This is a genomic window from Paenibacillus sp. J31P190, from assembly GCF_059692075.1.
The window spans coordinates 196349-212964 of record NZ_JCAUAS010000003.1; the positions used below are offsets into that span (position 1 = coordinate 196349).

A 16616-nucleotide genomic window follows, 5' to 3' on the forward strand; every position below is an offset into this window, starting at 1 on the left:
ATTGATAACGCTTACTACACCATGGAGAAGAGGGATTATATATGAATATGTATCTATTAATGGTTACATTATTAGCGATTGTGATTGTTATTTTAGGAGTAGCTTGGTGGAAATGGCATGCGTTTATTAGTTTAACCGTTGCCAGTTTGTTCTTAGCGATTATGGCAGGGTTATCCATGGATAAAATCGTGGGTGCCTATGAAACCGGAGTTGGAAACGTTTTAGGCCATTTAGTTGGCATATTGGCGCTAGGTACGATTTTAGGAAAAATGATGTCAGATTCAGGCGCAGGCACACAAGTCGCCAATTTCTTTATACGAGTTTTTGGTGAAAAAAGATTGCCTTGGGCCATGCTGCTCTCCGGTTTTATTATAGGGATCCCTGTATTTTTTGACGTAGGGATTGTCATGCTGCTGCCTTTGGTTATTTCCATTCATAAATCAACAAAACAAAATATTTTGTTAATCGGCCTGCCTGTCATCGCCGGATTATCCATTGTTCATGGTCTTGTACCGCCGCATCCAGGGGCTATGACGGCCATCGGTATCTATAAAGCTGATATCGGAAAAGTGCTTATCTACTCACTCATCATTGCGATCCCAGCTGCGATTATTGCAGGTCCTTTGTTTGCTAAATGGGTGCATAAACGTGTGGTTCCCGAGAATGAGCCAGAACTGCTAAGTGCAAGCACAGAACCTGAGAAACTGCCAGGTGCCGGCATTTCGTTTTTCATTATTTTATTGCCTGTTTTATTGATGGTCTTGTCGGTTGTTGCACCCTATCTGTCACTGCCAGTCGGATTTATGAAATTCCTAGTCTTCATTGGGAATTCGGTTATTGCGCTTCTAATCTCATGTTTTGCTGCCTTTTACTTCTTAGGCATCCGCCAAGGAATGAATAAAAACTATATCAGCAAGCTATCCCATGAATGCCTATTACCTGTAGGTTCGATTATTTTAATTATTGGTGCTGGCGGCGGGTTTAAACAGATCCTTATCGCGAGCGGCGTCGGTACATCTATTGCTCAGATGGCCGAGAATATCTCCCTTTCTCCTATTGTTCTAGCTTTCATGGTTGCTGGATTAATCCGAGTCGCAACAGGTTCGGCAACCGTCGCATTAACGACTGCAGCTGGCATTGTTTCGCCGATTGTTGAGCACATGTCAGGCGTGAATTTGGAGCTTCTCGTAATCGCCACGGGCGCTGGGTCGCTCATGCTCTCTCACGTCAATGACGCCGGCTTCTGGATGGTCAAAGAATATCTTGGGTTAACGGTCAAAGAAACGTTTAAAACGTGGACGGTACTCGAGACACTGCTCTCGTTTATTGCCTTTGGAACCGTGCTCATCGTCGATATGTTCGTATAATTAACGCAAAAAAGACAGCCCCGAGAGATACGGGAACTGTCTTTTGTTGTTTGTGCTATGACACTCTATTTATAAGTGGGAAGTCCCAGTTTCTTATAATTTGGTGACGTTAGCTGCTTGAGGACCACGGTTGCCTTGAGTAATATCAAACTCAACGGATTGGCCTTCTTCTAATGTTTTGAATCCTTCGCCCTGAATTGCGGAGAAGTGAACGAATACATCGTCGCCTCCATCAACAGAAATGAAACCGTAGCCTTTTTCTGCGTTAAACCATTTAACTGTACCCTTCAAATGAACAACCTCCTAAAAATATCGCCATCTATGACGAATAAGGAAATTATACCATTATCAAGGTGATAAATCAACGAAAAAAACGGTGTGGATAAGCTATTATTTGTTGATGTACCAACGTTTTCCACTATGCAGAGCGGTGTTTAAATATGCATAAATATTGATGAGAATTCGGTAAAAAAGGCAGCTCGGCTTCCCTTTTTTGGACCAAATATCCTTCATTTGTGAGCTCATTAATTAATTCTGATAGCTTACTATATTCGGCTTGCCGAAAATTTAATAACGGATAAATACGCACTTCGCCGCCAGGCTTACAGACACGAAGCAGTTCCTTAACAGCTGCCCGATGAAAAGCGTAGTCGAATTGTTCTTCATATAGAAAGAGAAAATGACTGCATAAAACAAGGTCAAAGCTCGCTTCTGCTAATGGAAGTGAAGGAAGACAAGCAGCATGATATCTAGAGGCCGCATCCTTACTCGAAAAATCATTTAAAAACTGCTTGAGGCCTTTGACTCTTCCAGCTTTGTGCTTGTCAACAGAACCATAATACGTCCAATCATACACATCTACTAATTTTTCCATTTTGGCTGCAACAATCTCAATCTCTTGCAAACCATGCTCAGCGATCGCCTCAGCAGATTTCTCATACAAAGGATCAACCGCTTGTGACAATATACCTAGCTGCCGCGTTTCTGCCGTAAACGACGACGCACCGCCGGCAACATCTAAGACTCGCTTACCCATTAAATTTTCCGTCTGCAACATAAACATTTTCTCATATTCTGCGTACGATCTTGAGGTCATCGCAACCCCTACTTGCTCATAAACACGCTTTTGTTCCATGCTCATCTCTCCTCTGCTCGACTCTTTGGCCTTGCCTAACTGCCTCATAACCCATTCCCTATGGAAAGGATTAGGAGGATTTTATCATGGGACCGTGATTGGAGGCAACAAGAAATTGACAGCGGCTTGTTTGGAAATCGCCTCTTTTTGTGGTACGATTACTTATATCTTTGAGCTCAATGCAGAAACGAGGAAAACAAGTGTCAAATCAACCTTTTAAGAAACATGTTATTTACAAAAAAGATAAATGGAACATGCTGAATGTCGAAGTACAAGGCAGTAAAATCGTACTAACCGAAATAACCGATCAATGGGGCGAAGAGTGTCACACCTTCATCGGACGACCAGCTATGTTACACTGGGCTAATGAGCGGTTTGCCAAAGACAAATTCGAAGGCACAGATGAAGAATGGCAAGCCATCATGGATGCTTTCAAGGAAGTTTAATTCTTTGGTCCTAATGCCTTGACTTTCACATCCACCCTTCTTATAATTAACTTATAAGTTCATACGTTTTACTCCAAAGGGGAGTAGCTGATACAGTAAAGTCGTCAATTCGGATCCTCATCAGGTCCCGGCTTTATTGGCAACGACAATCGTTGTTAGCAAGACCTTTGCCATGTTTATTGGTGAAGGTCTTTTTTGATGAATTAGAGCCTTCACCGGTCACCGGTGCTAGGCTCTATTTTTTTCAAAAATCGGCTAAAGGGAGTGTTCGCTCATGGATTGGTTATCAACAGGTTTCTTCGTGTCACTGCTCAGCATTATTCTCATTGATCTGGTACTTGCGGGAGATAACGCGATCGTTATCGGTATGGCTGCTCGTAATTTGAAAAAAGAAACACAAAAACAAGTCATCCTCCTGGGTACGATTGGCGCTATCGTCATTCGTGCTCTAGCAACAATGGCTGTCGTTACTCTTCTGAAAATTCCTGGTCTTCTACTGGCTGGCGGTATTCTTCTCCTCTGGATTTCGTATAAACTGCTTAGTGAAAAGAAGAATCACGGAGACATTAAGGCCAAAGACGGCATTTGGGCTGCCATTCGTACGATTATCGTGGCTGATGCCGTGATGGGTCTCGATAATGTCATCGCTGTAGCCGGCGCTGCTCACGGTAACTTCATACTTGTCGTTATAGGGCTTCTGGTAAGTGTGCCTATTGTTGTTTGGGGCAGTACGCTGTTCATCAAATGGATTGAGAAGTATCCGTCGATCCTATACATCGGTGCAGGAGTTCTCGTATTAACAGCTGGTAAAATGATTACTGGCGAGAAGTTCCTTGCCCCCTATTTCAACTCAAATCCGCTTGGTAAATGGCTATTCATTGGTTTACTCATCGTAGTAGTTCTTGCAGCAGGCAAATGGTCGAAAATGATTGGTTACCAGGTCGAAGTTGGGGACAGCGGTCAGCTTACACTTCCTAAGGAATTAAGCGATGAAGCACAGATTGCTGCTGAAGATCGTTTTACCGTCAAAATGGATTCTCGCGGCAAGTTCATCCTGGTCAAAGCGGAGGATGATGAAAATCCGGATGAAACGATGCAGCATGCTGGCTGAAAAAGGAGTTTTGATTCGCACAGCGAAAGTTACTATCATGCGTTAGTTAGCAAGCGTCATACTCTATAGGGATAAGGATGATTCAACAATGACCGATTCTGGATCTATTATTACATTTGTACTCGTATCCTTCTGCCTAGCCATCATTTTGATTATGAAAAAAGACAGCCTTCCGGCACAAATGAAACGCTACCTAGCCTTGCTGGCGATTGTCATGGTTTCGTTATCGTTTGTACTCATCTTAATTAGCTTCTTTGGAGCCGGAAAGTAAATTTACTTCCTTCCAGCTTTTTCATATAATCATAAATGAATGGGTTAACGGTCATACTAGGTGAAAACCATGTTATGGGATTTTATCAAGCACATCCCATGTGGGAATACGCCGGGAGCGTGACCGTAATGCGCTGGATCTATGTGACTGCGGCAATGGGACTTCTTCTAAGCTCGATCCCAGCAGCCGAATTACATGCCAAAGATAACCGATTACCCCAATCTCAAAACAAGGACAGGAGGGCTCCGATGACTCAAATATTGGAACGCAAGCAAGTACCGGCCGAGCACCGATGGAATCTAGAGGATTTATTTGCCGATCAGAAGGCTTGGGAACAGGAATTTCAGAATGTGAAAAACTCGCTTGGCAAAATCAGCGCCTTCCAAGGAAAACTAAGCGATCCCGCTACGGTAAAGCAGTGTTTCCAGTTGGAAGATGAAGTCTCTGTGAAAACAGAAAGACTGTATGTTTATGCCAACATGAAACACCATGAAGATACAGCAGAACCAACCTACCAGGCCTTATCTGATAAAGCAAAAAAAATTAGTGTCGAAGTAGGAGAAGCGCTCTCCTTTGTTTCACCAGAAATTCTTAGTTTATCGGATGAAAAGCTTAAGCAGCTGGTGGAAGATCCTTCTTTATCTTTCTACAAGGACACACTCGAAGAAATGATTCGTCAGAAGCCGCATACGCTATCCAAGGATCAAGAAGCCCTGCTTGCTCAAGCGGGTAACATGGCCGGAGCGCCGAGCACCATCTTCGGTATGCTCAACAATGCCGATTTGAAATTCCCGAAAATTAAGAACGAAAAAGGCGAAGAAGTCGAACTTACTCATGGGAGCTACATTCAATTCCTAGAGAGCCGCAACGCCGAAGTTCGAAAAAACGCCTTCCATGCTGTTTACGAAACTTATCGCAACAATAAAAATACAATCGGCGCAACGCTTAGCGCGAATATTAATAAGAATATCTTTTATGCTAAGGCTCGTCACTACCCTTCTGTTCTTGAATCCACCCTCTTTGGGGACAATATCAAGAAAGAAGTGTATACGAACTTAATTTCCACGATTCACGATTCTTTGCCGCAGCTGCAGCGTTATCTAAAGCTACGCAAGAAGCTGCTTAAAGTCGATGAATTACATATGTACGACCTTTTTGCCCCGCTGGTTGAAGAGTTCAAGATGGACATCACCTACCAGCAAGCCAAAGAAGAAATCAAGAAAAGCTTAGCCCCATTGGGTGAAAACTACTTAAAAATTCTTCAAGACGGCTTTGATAACCACTGGATCGATGTGTATGAGAACAAAAATAAGCGGAACGGCGCTTATAGCTGGGGCGCCTATGGCACACATCCTTACGTGCTTCTGAATCATAAGGACAACTTGAACAGTATGTTCACATTGACACACGAAATGGGTCACGCCATTCATTCGTATTTGTCTGATGAGAACCAAGAGTACCGCTATGCGCAGTATACGATTTTCCTTGCGGAAGTCGCTTCTACGCTTAATGAGGCACTGCTCATGGACTATTTATTGAAACGTGTAACGGATCCGAAAGAAAAACTATACCTGCTTACTTACTACGCGGATCAGTTCCGGACAACAGTATTCCGTCAGACGATGTTTGCCGAATTCGAAATGATTACGCATGAAAGATCAGAAAGTGGAGATTCCCTGACACCGCAGGAATTCAGCGAAATCTATTATGGTTTGAATAAGCTGTATCATGGGAATGCCATGGTTGTGGATCAGGATATCGAGATGGAATGGGCTCGAATTCCTCACTTCTACAACAGTTTCTATGTGTACAAATATGCAACGGGCTTCTCGGCAGCAACCAGCTTTGCGAAACAAATTCTGGATGAAGGCCAGCCGGCCGTAGACCGTTACTTGGGCTTCTTAAAAAGCGGCGGCAGCGACTACTCGCTGAACATCTTGAAAAAAGCCGGCGTAGACATGTCCACACCGGAACCAATCAAGCAAGCGATGAGTGTCTTCAGCTCCCTACTTGATCAAATGGAAGAGTTAACCAAGTAATTGTTCTGATAAAGGTTGGAGGCGTACGCCTTCAACCTTTTCTCAAAATATAAGAATTTATAAGTTTTACATGATAAGTCGGCTATATTTCTAGATAAACGCATCCGTCCATGAAGGACGGCGTAGCCGTTTATTTGGGGTGAAAGGATGAATGATGGATGAAGATGCAATGGATTCTCATATCTGCTTTAGTATTTGCCCTCATAACGGCTGTCTTTGCCGTCATTAACGTCGAACAAGTTCAAGTAAATTTCATGTTTGCTCAGACATCCACACCCTTGATCCTTGTCATTTTAACATCCACCTTGTTAGGCGGTCTGATTGTCGGCCTCTTCGGAATGGTGCGTCAGTACAAGCTGCAGCGTAAAGTTCGGCATTTGGAAAAGCAGCTGCAGGATGCCTTATTTCCCCCAACTCCGCCGCAACCGACGCATGATAAAGACCAAACCGAACCCAGTGATTCAACGGTTCATTAAGCACATAAAAACAACCCTGCTGCACAGATTGCAGCAGGGTTGCTTTGTAGTTATTTTCAAAAAATCCAAACACTTAATGCTACGCACATAATGCCTCCGACTAGTGAGGATACGGCATTGACCCTATCATTAGTCATCAATCTCATACCACGAATCTGTGTGGCTTTCTGGTCGCAATGAAACTGTTTCTCAATGGTTTTCCCGCAAACATTACACCGATACATCACTTGAAACGTCGCCCCGAGCCAAGAATCAGCCAAAGAACCAATCAAGCCAGAAACAGCACCTAGTATGATTAGCGCTGCAAGTGTTTCTACCTGATATCCGGAGTCGCCTATCTGACTGAACCACCCACTAACTAGACCAATGAATGCTCCTCCCAGCAATGAAGCCAGCAGTCCTAATCCCGTTATACCGCCCGATGTACCAGCCGGAACACGCTTGCCGTTAATAATTGAACGCGGTGCAGATCCACTCATTCCGCCTATTTCCGTAGCCCAAGTGTCTGCGTTGACCGTTGCCATAACCCCTACAAATACAATCCACCAAGCTGGATCGGGCCAACCCGCATTCCCTATACATAGCAATAAACCAAGACCGCCATTTGCAGCAACTTGTCCGGCATCTCGCCTTCCACCTTTGGCATAACCGCTTTCTGCTGCGGATTTACGTTGATGCTTGAGTTTAGATAATAAGGTAGAAGATACGAAGAAGGCAATAAGTGTCCCAAACCAAGCTAAGCTTCCCAGTGCAAACATCGACGTACCGAGCAGCACAGCAGCAATCAAGCCCGATAAGGATAAGGATCCCTTCCAATAGGCTCCACCTGCGATAATTAAGCTACCCGCTAAACCCCAAATCCACTCCACATGCAGCACTCCTATTCTTCTTCCATACCCTTTATAAACCGTTCAAAAATCTCTCTTATTGTATCACAGTCGTATTCGGGGTCATACGTTTACAATCTTTTCGTCATGATTGACAAATTCATCTAAATTTTCGGTTAACTCGACAAGAAGCAACCAATTTCTATGAAATTTATGATAAACTTAGTTCGGTGAATGTTAGGAGGCTGACATGGAGAACGATCAATTCGATAAAACGTCCCAGTTAAAAAGAGACCTGGATCCTCAAGAAATGCTGCGTGTTATTTTTGACTATGCAGCCAAAATTGCGAACGAACGAATCCTAGACAACGTACTTATGCTGATGGCCGACATGGGACGAGAGATGATTGTCTCAGATCGCTGTACAGTTTGGTTGCTTGATACGAACAAAAATGAATTATGGTCCAAAGTAGCTCATGGTCTTGACGAAATTCGAATTCCTAGTACGGCTGGTCTTGTCGGCTATGCTGTAACGAATGATAAAGCCGTATTTATTCATGACGCTTATACGAATGAAGAGTATAAATCCTATCTCTTGAATGGAGCTCTTCGAACGGACCAACAAACGGGTTACCGCACCAAAGCGCTCTTGGTTATTCCATTCCGAAACAGCCAAGGTGAAATTATGGGTGCTTACCAAGCCATTAATAAGCTGACGGCAAGTGAGCAATTTTCAGATAAAGACATGGAATATTTAACGTTAGCTTCCTCCTACGCGGGTAAGTCATTAGAATCTGCTTTGCTTACGAACGAGATCGAGGAAACGCAGAAGGAAATTATTTTTCGAATGGGGGAAATTGGTGAGAGCAGGTCCAAGGAGACTGGAAATCATGTGAAACGTGTAGCGGAATATTCTTATCTCTTAGCCTTAGGCTTAGGTATGAGTCAAGAAGAAGCTGAATTGTTGAAAATGGCTTCGCCCATGCATGATATCGGTAAGGTGGCGATCCCTGATAGTGTCTTAAACAAACCAGGGAAATTAACAGATGAAGAATTCAAATTGATGCAGAACCATACACGTATTGGCTATAATTTGCTCAAGAACTCCAATCGGCATATTCTGAAGACGGCAGCTGTTGTCGCTTATGAGCATCATGAGAAATGGAACGGACGCGGATACCCACGCGGAATCAAAGGCGAGGATATTCACATCTATGGCCGAATTACAGCGATTGCTGACGTATTCGATGCACTCGGCAGTGAGCGTGTTTACAAAAAGGCTTGGGAGCTCGATCGCATTTTGACTTTATTTAAAGAGGAGCATGGCGAGCATTTTGACCCCAAAGTGGTGGATGCATTTTTCCAACAATTGCCGGCCATCCTTCAAGTTCGTGATCAATATTCAGATGCTGCTTTAGAGGATCCAACAGAAGTTTAATCAAGGAATAATAAAGGGCAGTTCTCTCAGGTCATCAATGACCTTAAGAGACTGCCCTTTGATCTGTTACATGTTAATCGTAACGGCTCCGAATACTTCTTCTCCCCACAACAGTTCCAAGCGATCACCTTGATGTACAGGACCTACCCCTTCAGGAGTACCTGTGTAGATGATATCACCAGCACCTAAACCATAATGTTTTGCAATGTAATCAATAATGGTTTGTAGATCGAAGATCATATTACTGATGTTGCCGTTCTGCACAACTTGGCCATTCTGGCGAAGCTGGAAGTTCGATTCTGCCAGCTTTGAAGCTCCTGGAAATGGTCGAAATGAACTGATTGGCGCTGAATTCAGAAAGCCTTTGGCAGGCAGCCATGGCTGCCCCTTCTTCTTAATGACGTTCTGAACATCCCGAAGCGTGAAGTCAATGCCGAGTGCATACTTGTCGACAATATCATCCACTTGGATGCCTTCTGTATAAGGCTTAGCGATATGTAAAACAAGCTCGGTTTCGTAGTGAATCTCACCTTGATTACCTGGAAGCGTCAACTCTTCCCCATTCATTGGAGCAAGTGCATGTGTCGGCTTGGTAAAAATCATGGGTTGATCGGGAACATCATTCCCCAGTTCAGCGGCATGTGCCCGGTAGTTGCGACCTACACAGTAAATATTGCGAACAGCTTCTGTCATGTTGATTGCTCCTTATCTTATTTCTTGCTAACATTGCCTTGCGCGTCCACTTGAGCGCCTATTGAGATTTTACTCAAACGCTGAAAGAGCTTTGCGCCATCTTCCGTACTCATCGGAGTCGGCAGTGCTGCTTTAGTCAAAATTGGCACAAGGTGGATGTCGCATTGTTTATCTTTTGAACACGCAGCCTCTAAAATAACTGTCTCCCATGTCTTCGGGGTATCATTCGTTGTAAAAATGAAATTACCTAGACTATAAGCAATCCATTTGCCTTTATATTGCTCGAAGCCTTGTAAAACATGTGGATGACCGCCTACGATAAGATCAGCGCCGGCATCGATATAGCGATGGGCCAGGTCTTTCTGATTCTTATCCGGATTATCGCTTCTTTCCACTCCCCAATGGGTAACGACAACAACCAGATCAGCGCTTTCTTTTGCTTTCTGAATGGCTTCGACCGGCAGCTTGTAGCTATATGTTTCAGCTACGCCGGCATGACCAGGACCTGCTTTCCACGAAGCCTCCGGAACGACACGGCTGAAGCCGAAGAAGGCAATCTTCACCCCTGCTTTTTCCACGATGACTGGTCGGTAAGCTTCTTCCAAATCTTTGCCCGCTCCAACTCGCTTAACACCCTCTTGATCAAGGGCATCCATTGTGTCCAGCAAACCTTCTGTCCCATAATCCATCACGTGGTTATTTGCTAGATTAACGAGATCAATCCCAGAAGCTTTCAGGGCAGGCAACGCCATCGGTGAAGAACGATAGACGTAATCCTTATTTTGAACTGTTCCTCTAGTTGTTATGGGTGTTTCTAAATTAGCAATCGTATAATCGGGCTTGCTCAGAAAGTCTTTTACATTCGTATAAGGGTAATCATAGCCTTTTTGCTTTAAAATATCTTCCACTTTGGAGGCCATCAACACATCACCCACAAAAGTTAACTTCACTTGCCCGCCACTGCTCGTGGGCTCACTCGATGCGATAGGAGGAGGAGTCGGGATAACGGCTTTTACCGTAGACTCTGGGCTAGGCTTCGCGCTTGGCTCCGCACTAGCTGTGCTAGCACTGCTCGCTGTATTCGTTGGTTTGGTTGGAACAGGTGAAACACTAGCCACTGGTGAGGATGCTGAATCTTGCTCTTCTGCTGATTTACTGTTCGATGTCCAATAGGAAGCGCCTATGCCAATAGCAAAACAGGCTGCTGCGGCAAGCGTGAGTCCCCCAATTACCTTAAGCGGGGTCTTCTTGTTCGTAGAGCGTTCTTTTTTCGGTTTACGGTGACGATCTTGTCTGGATTCCAATCAAAACATTCCCCTTTCCCCCTACAAATTATAGCAGAAGAAACCCTCATTGGGTAATAGTAAGAGACTCTCATTTTCAGATTTATAATCCTTGTGGTATAACTGAAACATAATTAAGTTCATTTGAGTTTATCAGAGAAAGGGAACGAAAACGTTGGAGAAAATCGCAATCATATCGGATATTCATGGTAATTTGCCCGCACTGGAAGCTGTGCTTTTAGATATTGAACGCCGAGAAATTAAACGTATTATATGTTTAGGCGACCTTGTAGGTAAAGGGCCTGATTCCGCTGCTGTCGTTGACCGTATCAAGGAGGTATGTGAATGCGTTGTTCAAGGTAACTGGGATTTGGGGATTACCCTTCCACAGGAACATCCTGCCGGATTGTGGCATCAGCAGCAGCTTGGTGAGGATAGGCTTGCTTATCTGGAACAGCTGCCTTTCTCCGTTGATTTGAATGTAAGCGGCAAATTGTTCCGACTGTTCCACGCTTCTGCGCAAAGTGTCTATCATAGAGTGAAACGTAAAGCATCTAAGCAAGAACGTCTTGCAATGTTTCAAAATACGGAGCTGACAGGTACGTCGACGGATGGGAAACAGCCAGATATTGTCGGCTACGGAGACATTCATATTCCCTATCTAATAACGATCAAAAACCCGTCGGAGAAACGCTCTGTGAAGCATGCAAGCAGCGGTCTGATGCTCTTCAATGTTGGTAGTGTAGGAACACCCTATGACGGCATACCGCAAGCCTGCTACTGCGTTTTGGAAGGGGAAACCGAAGACAATGTGCAAGCTGGATTTGCGATTCAATTCGTACGTGTTCCTTATGATATTGAACGTGCTGTTCGCTTGGCTTACGCCGCGCAAATGCCCGAAAGTCAACGATATGAACTAGAGATTACTACAGGACTGGTTCATAAATGAAGAGTGAGAAATAATCATGGGAATTCCTTCCACAATATGATAATATAGGCGTATCATTGAAAGTGAGGATGCCATCCATGAGGCTGAACTGGCGTAAAATTGTTTTGATCGTCGTATGTGCAGAGTTATTATTTATCTATTGGAACGGCATCAGTGCTATTTCTTTCAAGAAGCAAGAAGTCACTCACCCGAGTACCACGTCACAACCGGTGCCTCCGTTAACGCAAATAAAACCAATTACTCCTGGCAAATTAAGCGAGTCTGACTTCCATATACCAGATCAGAAAGCATCTTAAAGTTAAATAAGGGGTAAGCCTCGCTTACCTCCAACCACAAAATATATAATTTTTATATGTCAATGAAAAGGGGCTGTCGCAAAAGTCAGTTTATGATTTTCGTGCCCCCAGTTAGAATCAGCTTCATATGTAAAAAGCACCTCCATCTCCCACTCTAGTAGTGGAATTGGAGGTGCTTTTGTTTAAATTTGGGACATGCCCAATCATGCGAGCAATTTGGGGACAGCCCTTATTGCGTACGTAGAGAAGTTCTAGAGATTATACGCCGTGCGTCCAATCTACATGGATGTGTCTTAAATCGAAATCCACCGTCATTTATGCTCTCTTTGAGGTTCCGAATGAATGAATCAACATTCGCGTTTGAAAGATGTTGTAGAAAGTACAACAATTGCTGCCTAAATCTCGCCGTTCTCGCTTCGTTGTTGCATCATGTACAACAATTTGGTCCTATAAAGGCCATTTCGCAACAAATGAGCTCGAAATGTTGTACAAACTGCAACTTCAAGTTGCAAAGTAGCCTTTGGCGTATGAATTGTTGTAGAAAATACAACATGGGTAACCACTATAGCCCATCTACCCTCACGAAGGCTCAATCACTCTAAAATCAAATTTTAGAGTAATGCCTACCACATATGAGGAGGCATAATGAATCAAGTGACAGTATCCGTGTTACTTCACTCGTGCTAAAGCCAAACCATCATAAGCTGGCAGGATGGTGCTTTCCAAACGCGGATCCGTAGCGATCAGCTGGTTGAAAGTACGCATCGCTTGGACCGAGGCTTTGGTTTCGTTCGCGTCGACGACTTTTCCTCGCATCAGCGTGTTATCCCCCGCAATAATGGCGCCTGGATTCGCCAGTTTAATTGCGAGCTCCAAATAATTCGGATAATTCACTTTGTCCGCATCGATAAAAAAGAAATCAAATCGCTCTCCCTGCTCAAGAAGCTCATTCAGGTGAATGAGTGCTTCGCCAATCCGGTACTCAACGAGCTGGCCAAGGCCCGCTTCGGTCACATTTTGCTTGGCTACATCAGCAAATTCTTGTTTTAACTCGAGCGAAATCAGCTTGCCGCCTTCTCTTAAGCCTCTCGCCAAACAAATCCCGCTATAACCGCCCAAAGCACCTATTTCCAATACCTTCTTTGCGCCAATCATCGTGACCAGCATAGTAAGCAATCTGCCGTACCCAGGTGCAATCGATATTTCGGGCATATTCTGGCTGCGTATGACTTCCTTAACCCGCTCTAGAACTGTATCTTCTTCGTATAAACCCTCCATATAGCTCTCAGCTGTTATGGTTTCCATGTTTTATCCTCCTTAGAAAAGCATCAAAGCATCCACTTTGCGTGTTTCGTTTGTAAGTGTAACCTATTTGTCCTATACTTGTTAATTGTATGAGTTTTATGAGCGATGCACAACCCGGATGGAAGGAATCTAAACATGCCACAACAAATTGAATTAATCGCAACTTGCCCAATGGGACTTGAGGCCGTCGTTGCTCGCGAAATCCGTGATCTTGGCTATAACGAAGTCACCGTCGAGAATGGGCGTGTCCGCTTTCTTGGCGACGAGTTGGCCATTTGCCGCACCAATCTTTGGCTCAGAACCGCCGATCGCATCTTGGTACACATGGGCCAATTTAAGGCCCTCACTTTCGATGAGCTCTTCGAAGGCACCAAAGCGCTTGCTTGGCCGGACTGGATTCCGAACGATGCCGAATTCCCTGTGGAAGGGCGTTCCCATAAGTCACAATTATCTAGCGTTCCCGCTTGCCAAGGCATCGTGAAGAAAGCCGTCGTAGAGAAGCTGAAGCTTCGCTACGGAACGGAGTGGTTCCCTGAGAACGGAGCACGCTACGTGATCGAAGTCGCACTCCTGAACGATATCGCAACGCTAACGATCGACACGACCGGCGCCAGCCTGCACAAGCGCGGCTACCGTAAGCTCGTGACCGAAGCTCCGCTCAAGGAGACCATGGCGGCTGCAATGATCCTACTCAGCCGTTGGAAGGTCGATAGACCGCTCTACGACCCGTTCTGCGGGTCAGGGACGATCCCGATCGAGGCAGCTATGATCGGATGGAACATCGCGCCAGGACTGCGGCGCAGCTTCCCTAGCGAGGCGTGGGGCAATATCCCCCGCAAGCTGTGGGACAAGGCTCGCGACGAGGCCTTCGACGCGGTTAAAGATGATGTTCCGCTGAACATCATCGGCAGTGACATTGATCCCGCTGCCATCGAAGTGGCAGAGGCTGCCGCGAAGGCTGCCGGCTTGACGAAGCAGTTCAAGCTGCTCGTGGAACCAGTGGCCAAGGCCCGTCCGCGCGGCGACTATGGCTGCTTGATCACCAACCCACCCTATGGAGAGCGGCTTGGTGAAGCGCAAGATGTAGAGGTGGCACTGCGCCAGCTCGGTGCACTCACCGCTCCCATGCCTTCATGGAGCATGTTCATCCTAAGCCCGAGCACACAGCTCGAGCACTATATGAACCGCCGCGCAGATAAGAAGCGCAAACTATTTAATGGACGGATCGAATGTAACCTGTTCCAATATCTTGGACCATTGCCACCGCGCAGACAATCAGACAAATAAAATAAAAATCCCTCATCCGCTCATCCGACCTAACTGCATGCATGCAGCGGTCAGACCAAGCTAGTGAGGGATTTTATTTTATAAATAAAAACCAAATCAATAACGCCCATATGGGAATGGAAACAAGAATACTCCATAGGCAGCCCTTGGCAAACCGCAGCTTCGGCTCCTGTTCTGTCCTTTCTTGGCGATCATTTTGCATGTTCCACCAACTCCAAGGGCAGTCCATCCGGATCTGCAAAGAAAGTATAGCGGTCACCAGTAATGGGATCAACCCGTACAGGTTCTACCGCAATCCCCTTGCTTTCAAGTTCTTTAACGCTTTCGTCCATATTCAGAACGACAAAAGCCAAATGCCTAAGACCCCTTGCCTCAGGCTGGTTAACTCGCAGCGGAGGGTTCGGAAATGAAAACAACTCGATCTGCTGTTCGGTCTGACCGATGCGCAAATCCAACTTATAGGAGTCACGTTCTGCACGATACGTTTCGTGTATGACCGTTAATCCAAGTAAATCGACATAGAAGTGTTTGGATCGCTCATAATTTGAGCTAATGATTGCCACATGATGAATTTGTGCTAACTCCACTCCATTCCCCCCTGTCCCCATTTCGTGAAAAACCGCATTCCGGGAACTCCCCATCCTGCGGTCCGTTTCATTCATTTTATCCGTCTGTTCTCATCGTTTCAACAATTTTCTTCAAAACTTCCTCAGCGTCCACATAGTCAACTTGGCAAGTACCAGCTGCATGATGACCGCCTCCACCATTTTGAAGCATCAAGTTACCAATATTCGTTTTCGACGAGCGATTCACAATGCTATGTCCACAAGCAAAGACGCAGTTTTGTTTGTTTCGGCCATCGACAACCCAAATCGAGATATTTTGCTCTGGATAAAGGGCATATACCATGAAACGGTTCCCTGGATAGATGGTTTCCACATCACGAAGGTCAGTAATAATCACATTGCCTTCCGTCCGTGTATAGGTTTGAAGCATATCACGATATAAGGCATCTAGTTCGAAATATCGCGCCACACGCTCTTTCACATCCGGCAATTCCATAATCTCATGAACGGACATCGTTGCACAGTGCTCCACAAGGTCTTCCATCAATTGATAGTTACTGATCCGATAATCGCGATAACGCCCTAAACCCGTTCGAGCATCCATGATAAAAGATAATAAATCCCATCCGCTTGGATTCAAAATATCTTCCTTGCTGAACTGTGCCGAATCCGCTTTATCCACCCCTCGCATAATATCATCGATATCGCCGAAGGTTTCCCGCCCTCCATAGTAATCATATACAACACGTGCCGCACTTGGCGCGATTCGGGTTTCCCCTTTGAATTCAACCTTTTCGCCCATCCGTTCAAGTTCACTGGAATGATGATCGAACCACAAGCCACAACCCGCTACATAAGGGACATTGGCCAAAATATCGTTTTCTGAAACCTCAATCAAACCGTCCTGCATATCTTTGGGATGGACGAATTTCATTTCATCCACCATGTTTAGCTTTTTGAAAAGCATCGCGCATACTAAACCATCAAAATCCGAACGTGTGATTAATCTCATGCTATGTATCCCCCTAATAATAGTTCCTAAGCACTACTTAAATCTCTGACATTCATTATATCAGCTAGTGTCAATTTGTGACAATGATTTTGTCTTTATAAATCCCTTTCAACTG

17 protein-coding genes and 1 pseudogene are annotated in these 16616 nt (G+C 44.9%); 10 read left to right on the forward strand and 8 right to left on the reverse strand.

Features of this window, described 5'->3' with window-relative positions:
- The first annotated feature begins 41 nt into the window (after positions 1-41).
- Positions 42-1367: a GntP family permease gene (locus AC58U0_RS07955; protein ID WP_171690060.1), complete on the forward strand. Its 1326-nt coding sequence runs from the start codon at positions 42-44 to the stop codon at positions 1365-1367.
- A gap of 93 nt (positions 1368-1460) precedes the next feature.
- On the opposite strand, the gene AC58U0_RS07960 is transcribed toward AC58U0_RS07955, so the two are convergent.
- Positions 1461-1658 carry a cold shock domain-containing protein gene (locus AC58U0_RS07960; protein ID WP_028556542.1) on the reverse strand — a complete coding sequence of 66 codons (198 nt, stop codon included), beginning with the start codon at positions 1656-1658 and terminating at the stop codon, positions 1461-1463.
- 127 nt (positions 1659-1785) lie between these two features.
- Complete coding sequence (locus AC58U0_RS07965; RefSeq protein ID WP_497378457.1) at positions 1786-2502, reverse strand: methyltransferase domain-containing protein; 717 nt, start codon at positions 2500-2502, stop codon at positions 1786-1788.
- A gap of 179 nt (positions 2503-2681) precedes the next feature.
- Here AC58U0_RS07965 and AC58U0_RS07970 point away from each other — a divergent pair, with 179 nt between their 5' ends.
- The 5 genes and pseudogenes from AC58U0_RS07970 to AC58U0_RS07990 all read left to right on the forward strand — a co-directional run bounded on the left by AC58U0_RS07970 (position 2682) and on the right by AC58U0_RS07990 (position 6845).
- The gene (locus tag AC58U0_RS07970; protein WP_052229206.1) at positions 2682-2948 is read left to right on the forward strand and encodes a hypothetical protein; all 267 of its coding nucleotides are present in this window, start codon (positions 2682-2684) and stop codon (positions 2946-2948) included.
- Positions 2949-3222: 274 nt separating this feature from the next.
- Positions 3223-3864 (forward strand): annotated as a pseudogene (locus AC58U0_RS07975) (TerC family protein); the annotation flags it as partial.
- A 283-nt stretch (positions 3865-4147) separates the two neighbouring features.
- On the forward strand, positions 4148-4330 hold the full coding sequence (locus tag AC58U0_RS07980) for a hypothetical protein (protein WP_029193410.1): 183 nt from the start codon (positions 4148-4150) through the stop codon (positions 4328-4330).
- Positions 4331-4578: 248 nt separating this feature from the next.
- A complete protein-coding gene (gene pepF, locus AC58U0_RS07985) occupies positions 4579-6369 on the forward strand; it encodes an oligoendopeptidase F (protein WP_057307001.1) in 1791 nt (596 codons plus the stop codon).
- 158 nt (positions 6370-6527) lie between these two features.
- Positions 6528-6845: a LapA family protein gene (locus AC58U0_RS07990; RefSeq protein ID WP_497378459.1), complete on the forward strand. Its 318-nt coding sequence runs from the start codon at positions 6528-6530 to the stop codon at positions 6843-6845.
- A gap of 56 nt (positions 6846-6901) precedes the next feature.
- On the opposite strand, the gene AC58U0_RS07995 is transcribed toward AC58U0_RS07990, so the two are convergent.
- Positions 6902-7714 (reverse strand): DUF92 domain-containing protein, encoded by an 813-nt coding sequence (locus AC58U0_RS07995; protein WP_497378460.1) that lies wholly within the window; start codon positions 7712-7714, stop codon positions 6902-6904.
- 208 nt (positions 7715-7922) lie between these two features.
- Here AC58U0_RS07995 and AC58U0_RS08000 point away from each other — a divergent pair, with 208 nt between their 5' ends.
- The gene (locus AC58U0_RS08000) at positions 7923-9110 is read left to right on the forward strand and encodes an HD domain-containing phosphohydrolase (RefSeq protein WP_497378461.1); all 1188 of its coding nucleotides are present in this window, start codon (positions 7923-7925) and stop codon (positions 9108-9110) included.
- A gap of 66 nt (positions 9111-9176) precedes the next feature.
- On the opposite strand, the gene AC58U0_RS08005 is transcribed toward AC58U0_RS08000, so the two are convergent.
- Both AC58U0_RS08005 and AC58U0_RS08010 read right to left on the reverse strand, forming a co-directional pair.
- Positions 9177-9803 (reverse strand): fumarylacetoacetate hydrolase family protein, encoded by a 627-nt coding sequence (locus AC58U0_RS08005; RefSeq protein WP_497378462.1) that lies wholly within the window; start codon positions 9801-9803, stop codon positions 9177-9179.
- Positions 9804-9820: 17 nt separating this feature from the next.
- On the reverse strand, positions 9821-11107 hold the full coding sequence (locus tag AC58U0_RS08010) for a CapA family protein (protein WP_497378464.1): 1287 nt from the start codon (positions 11105-11107) through the stop codon (positions 9821-9823).
- A gap of 154 nt (positions 11108-11261) precedes the next feature.
- Between AC58U0_RS08010 and AC58U0_RS08015 the strand changes: the two genes are divergently transcribed.
- Positions 11262-12035 (forward strand): metallophosphoesterase family protein, encoded by a 774-nt coding sequence (locus tag AC58U0_RS08015; protein WP_497378465.1) that lies wholly within the window; start codon positions 11262-11264, stop codon positions 12033-12035.
- 77 nt (positions 12036-12112) lie between these two features.
- On the forward strand, positions 12113-12331 hold the full coding sequence (locus AC58U0_RS08020; RefSeq protein ID WP_497378466.1) for a hypothetical protein: 219 nt from the start codon (positions 12113-12115) through the stop codon (positions 12329-12331).
- 669 nt (positions 12332-13000) lie between these two features.
- Here the strand turns inward: AC58U0_RS08020 and AC58U0_RS08025 are convergent.
- Positions 13001-13636, reverse strand: a complete 636-nt coding sequence (locus AC58U0_RS08025; protein WP_497378467.1) for an O-methyltransferase — start codon at positions 13634-13636, stop codon at positions 13001-13003.
- Between the two features lie 135 nt (positions 13637-13771).
- Between AC58U0_RS08025 and AC58U0_RS08030 the strand changes: the two genes are divergently transcribed.
- Complete coding sequence (locus AC58U0_RS08030; protein ID WP_497378469.1) at positions 13772-14923, forward strand: THUMP domain-containing class I SAM-dependent RNA methyltransferase; 1152 nt, start codon at positions 13772-13774, stop codon at positions 14921-14923.
- Positions 14924-15114: 191 nt separating this feature from the next.
- Here AC58U0_RS08030 and gloA2 read toward each other — a convergent pair whose 3' ends face one another.
- Both gloA2 and AC58U0_RS08040 read right to left on the reverse strand, forming a co-directional pair.
- Positions 15115-15510 carry an SMU1112c/YaeR family gloxylase I-like metalloprotein gene (gloA2, locus tag AC58U0_RS08035; RefSeq protein WP_057307112.1) on the reverse strand — a complete coding sequence of 132 codons (396 nt, stop codon included), beginning with the start codon at positions 15508-15510 and terminating at the stop codon, positions 15115-15117.
- 76 nt (positions 15511-15586) lie between these two features.
- Positions 15587-16501, reverse strand: a complete 915-nt coding sequence (locus tag AC58U0_RS08040) for an exopolyphosphatase (protein WP_497378470.1) — start codon at positions 16499-16501, stop codon at positions 15587-15589.
- Between the last annotated feature and the right edge of the window lie 115 nt (positions 16502-16616).

Coding starts and splice junctions, on each gene's coding strand:
- AC58U0_RS07955 (WP_171690060.1), top strand. CDS start 42: ATGAATATGTATCTATTAATGGTTACATTATTAGCGATTGTGATTGTT.
- AC58U0_RS07965 (WP_497378457.1), bottom strand. CDS start 2,502: ATGGAACAAAAGCGTGTTTATGAGCAAGTAGGGGTTGCGATGACCTCA.
- AC58U0_RS07970 (WP_052229206.1), top strand. CDS start 2,682: ATGCAGAAACGAGGAAAACAAGTGTCAAATCAACCTTTTAAGAAACAT.
- AC58U0_RS07980 (WP_029193410.1), top strand. CDS start 4,148: ATGACCGATTCTGGATCTATTATTACATTTGTACTCGTATCCTTCTGC.
- pepF (WP_057307001.1), top strand. CDS start 4,579: ATGACTCAAATATTGGAACGCAAGCAAGTACCGGCCGAGCACCGATGG.
- AC58U0_RS07990 (WP_497378459.1), top strand. CDS start 6,528: ATGAAGATGCAATGGATTCTCATATCTGCTTTAGTATTTGCCCTCATA.
- AC58U0_RS08000 (WP_497378461.1), top strand. CDS start 7,923: ATGGAGAACGATCAATTCGATAAAACGTCCCAGTTAAAAAGAGACCTG.
- AC58U0_RS08005 (WP_497378462.1), bottom strand. CDS start 9,803: ATGACAGAAGCTGTTCGCAATATTTACTGTGTAGGTCGCAACTACCGG.
- AC58U0_RS08020 (WP_497378466.1), top strand. CDS start 12,113: ATGAGGCTGAACTGGCGTAAAATTGTTTTGATCGTCGTATGTGCAGAG.
- AC58U0_RS08025 (WP_497378467.1), bottom strand. CDS start 13,636: ATGGAAACCATAACAGCTGAGAGCTATATGGAGGGTTTATACGAAGAA.
- AC58U0_RS08030 (WP_497378469.1), top strand. CDS start 13,772: ATGCCACAACAAATTGAATTAATCGCAACTTGCCCAATGGGACTTGAG.
- AC58U0_RS08040 (WP_497378470.1), bottom strand. CDS start 16,501: ATGAGATTAATCACACGTTCGGATTTTGATGGTTTAGTATGCGCGATG.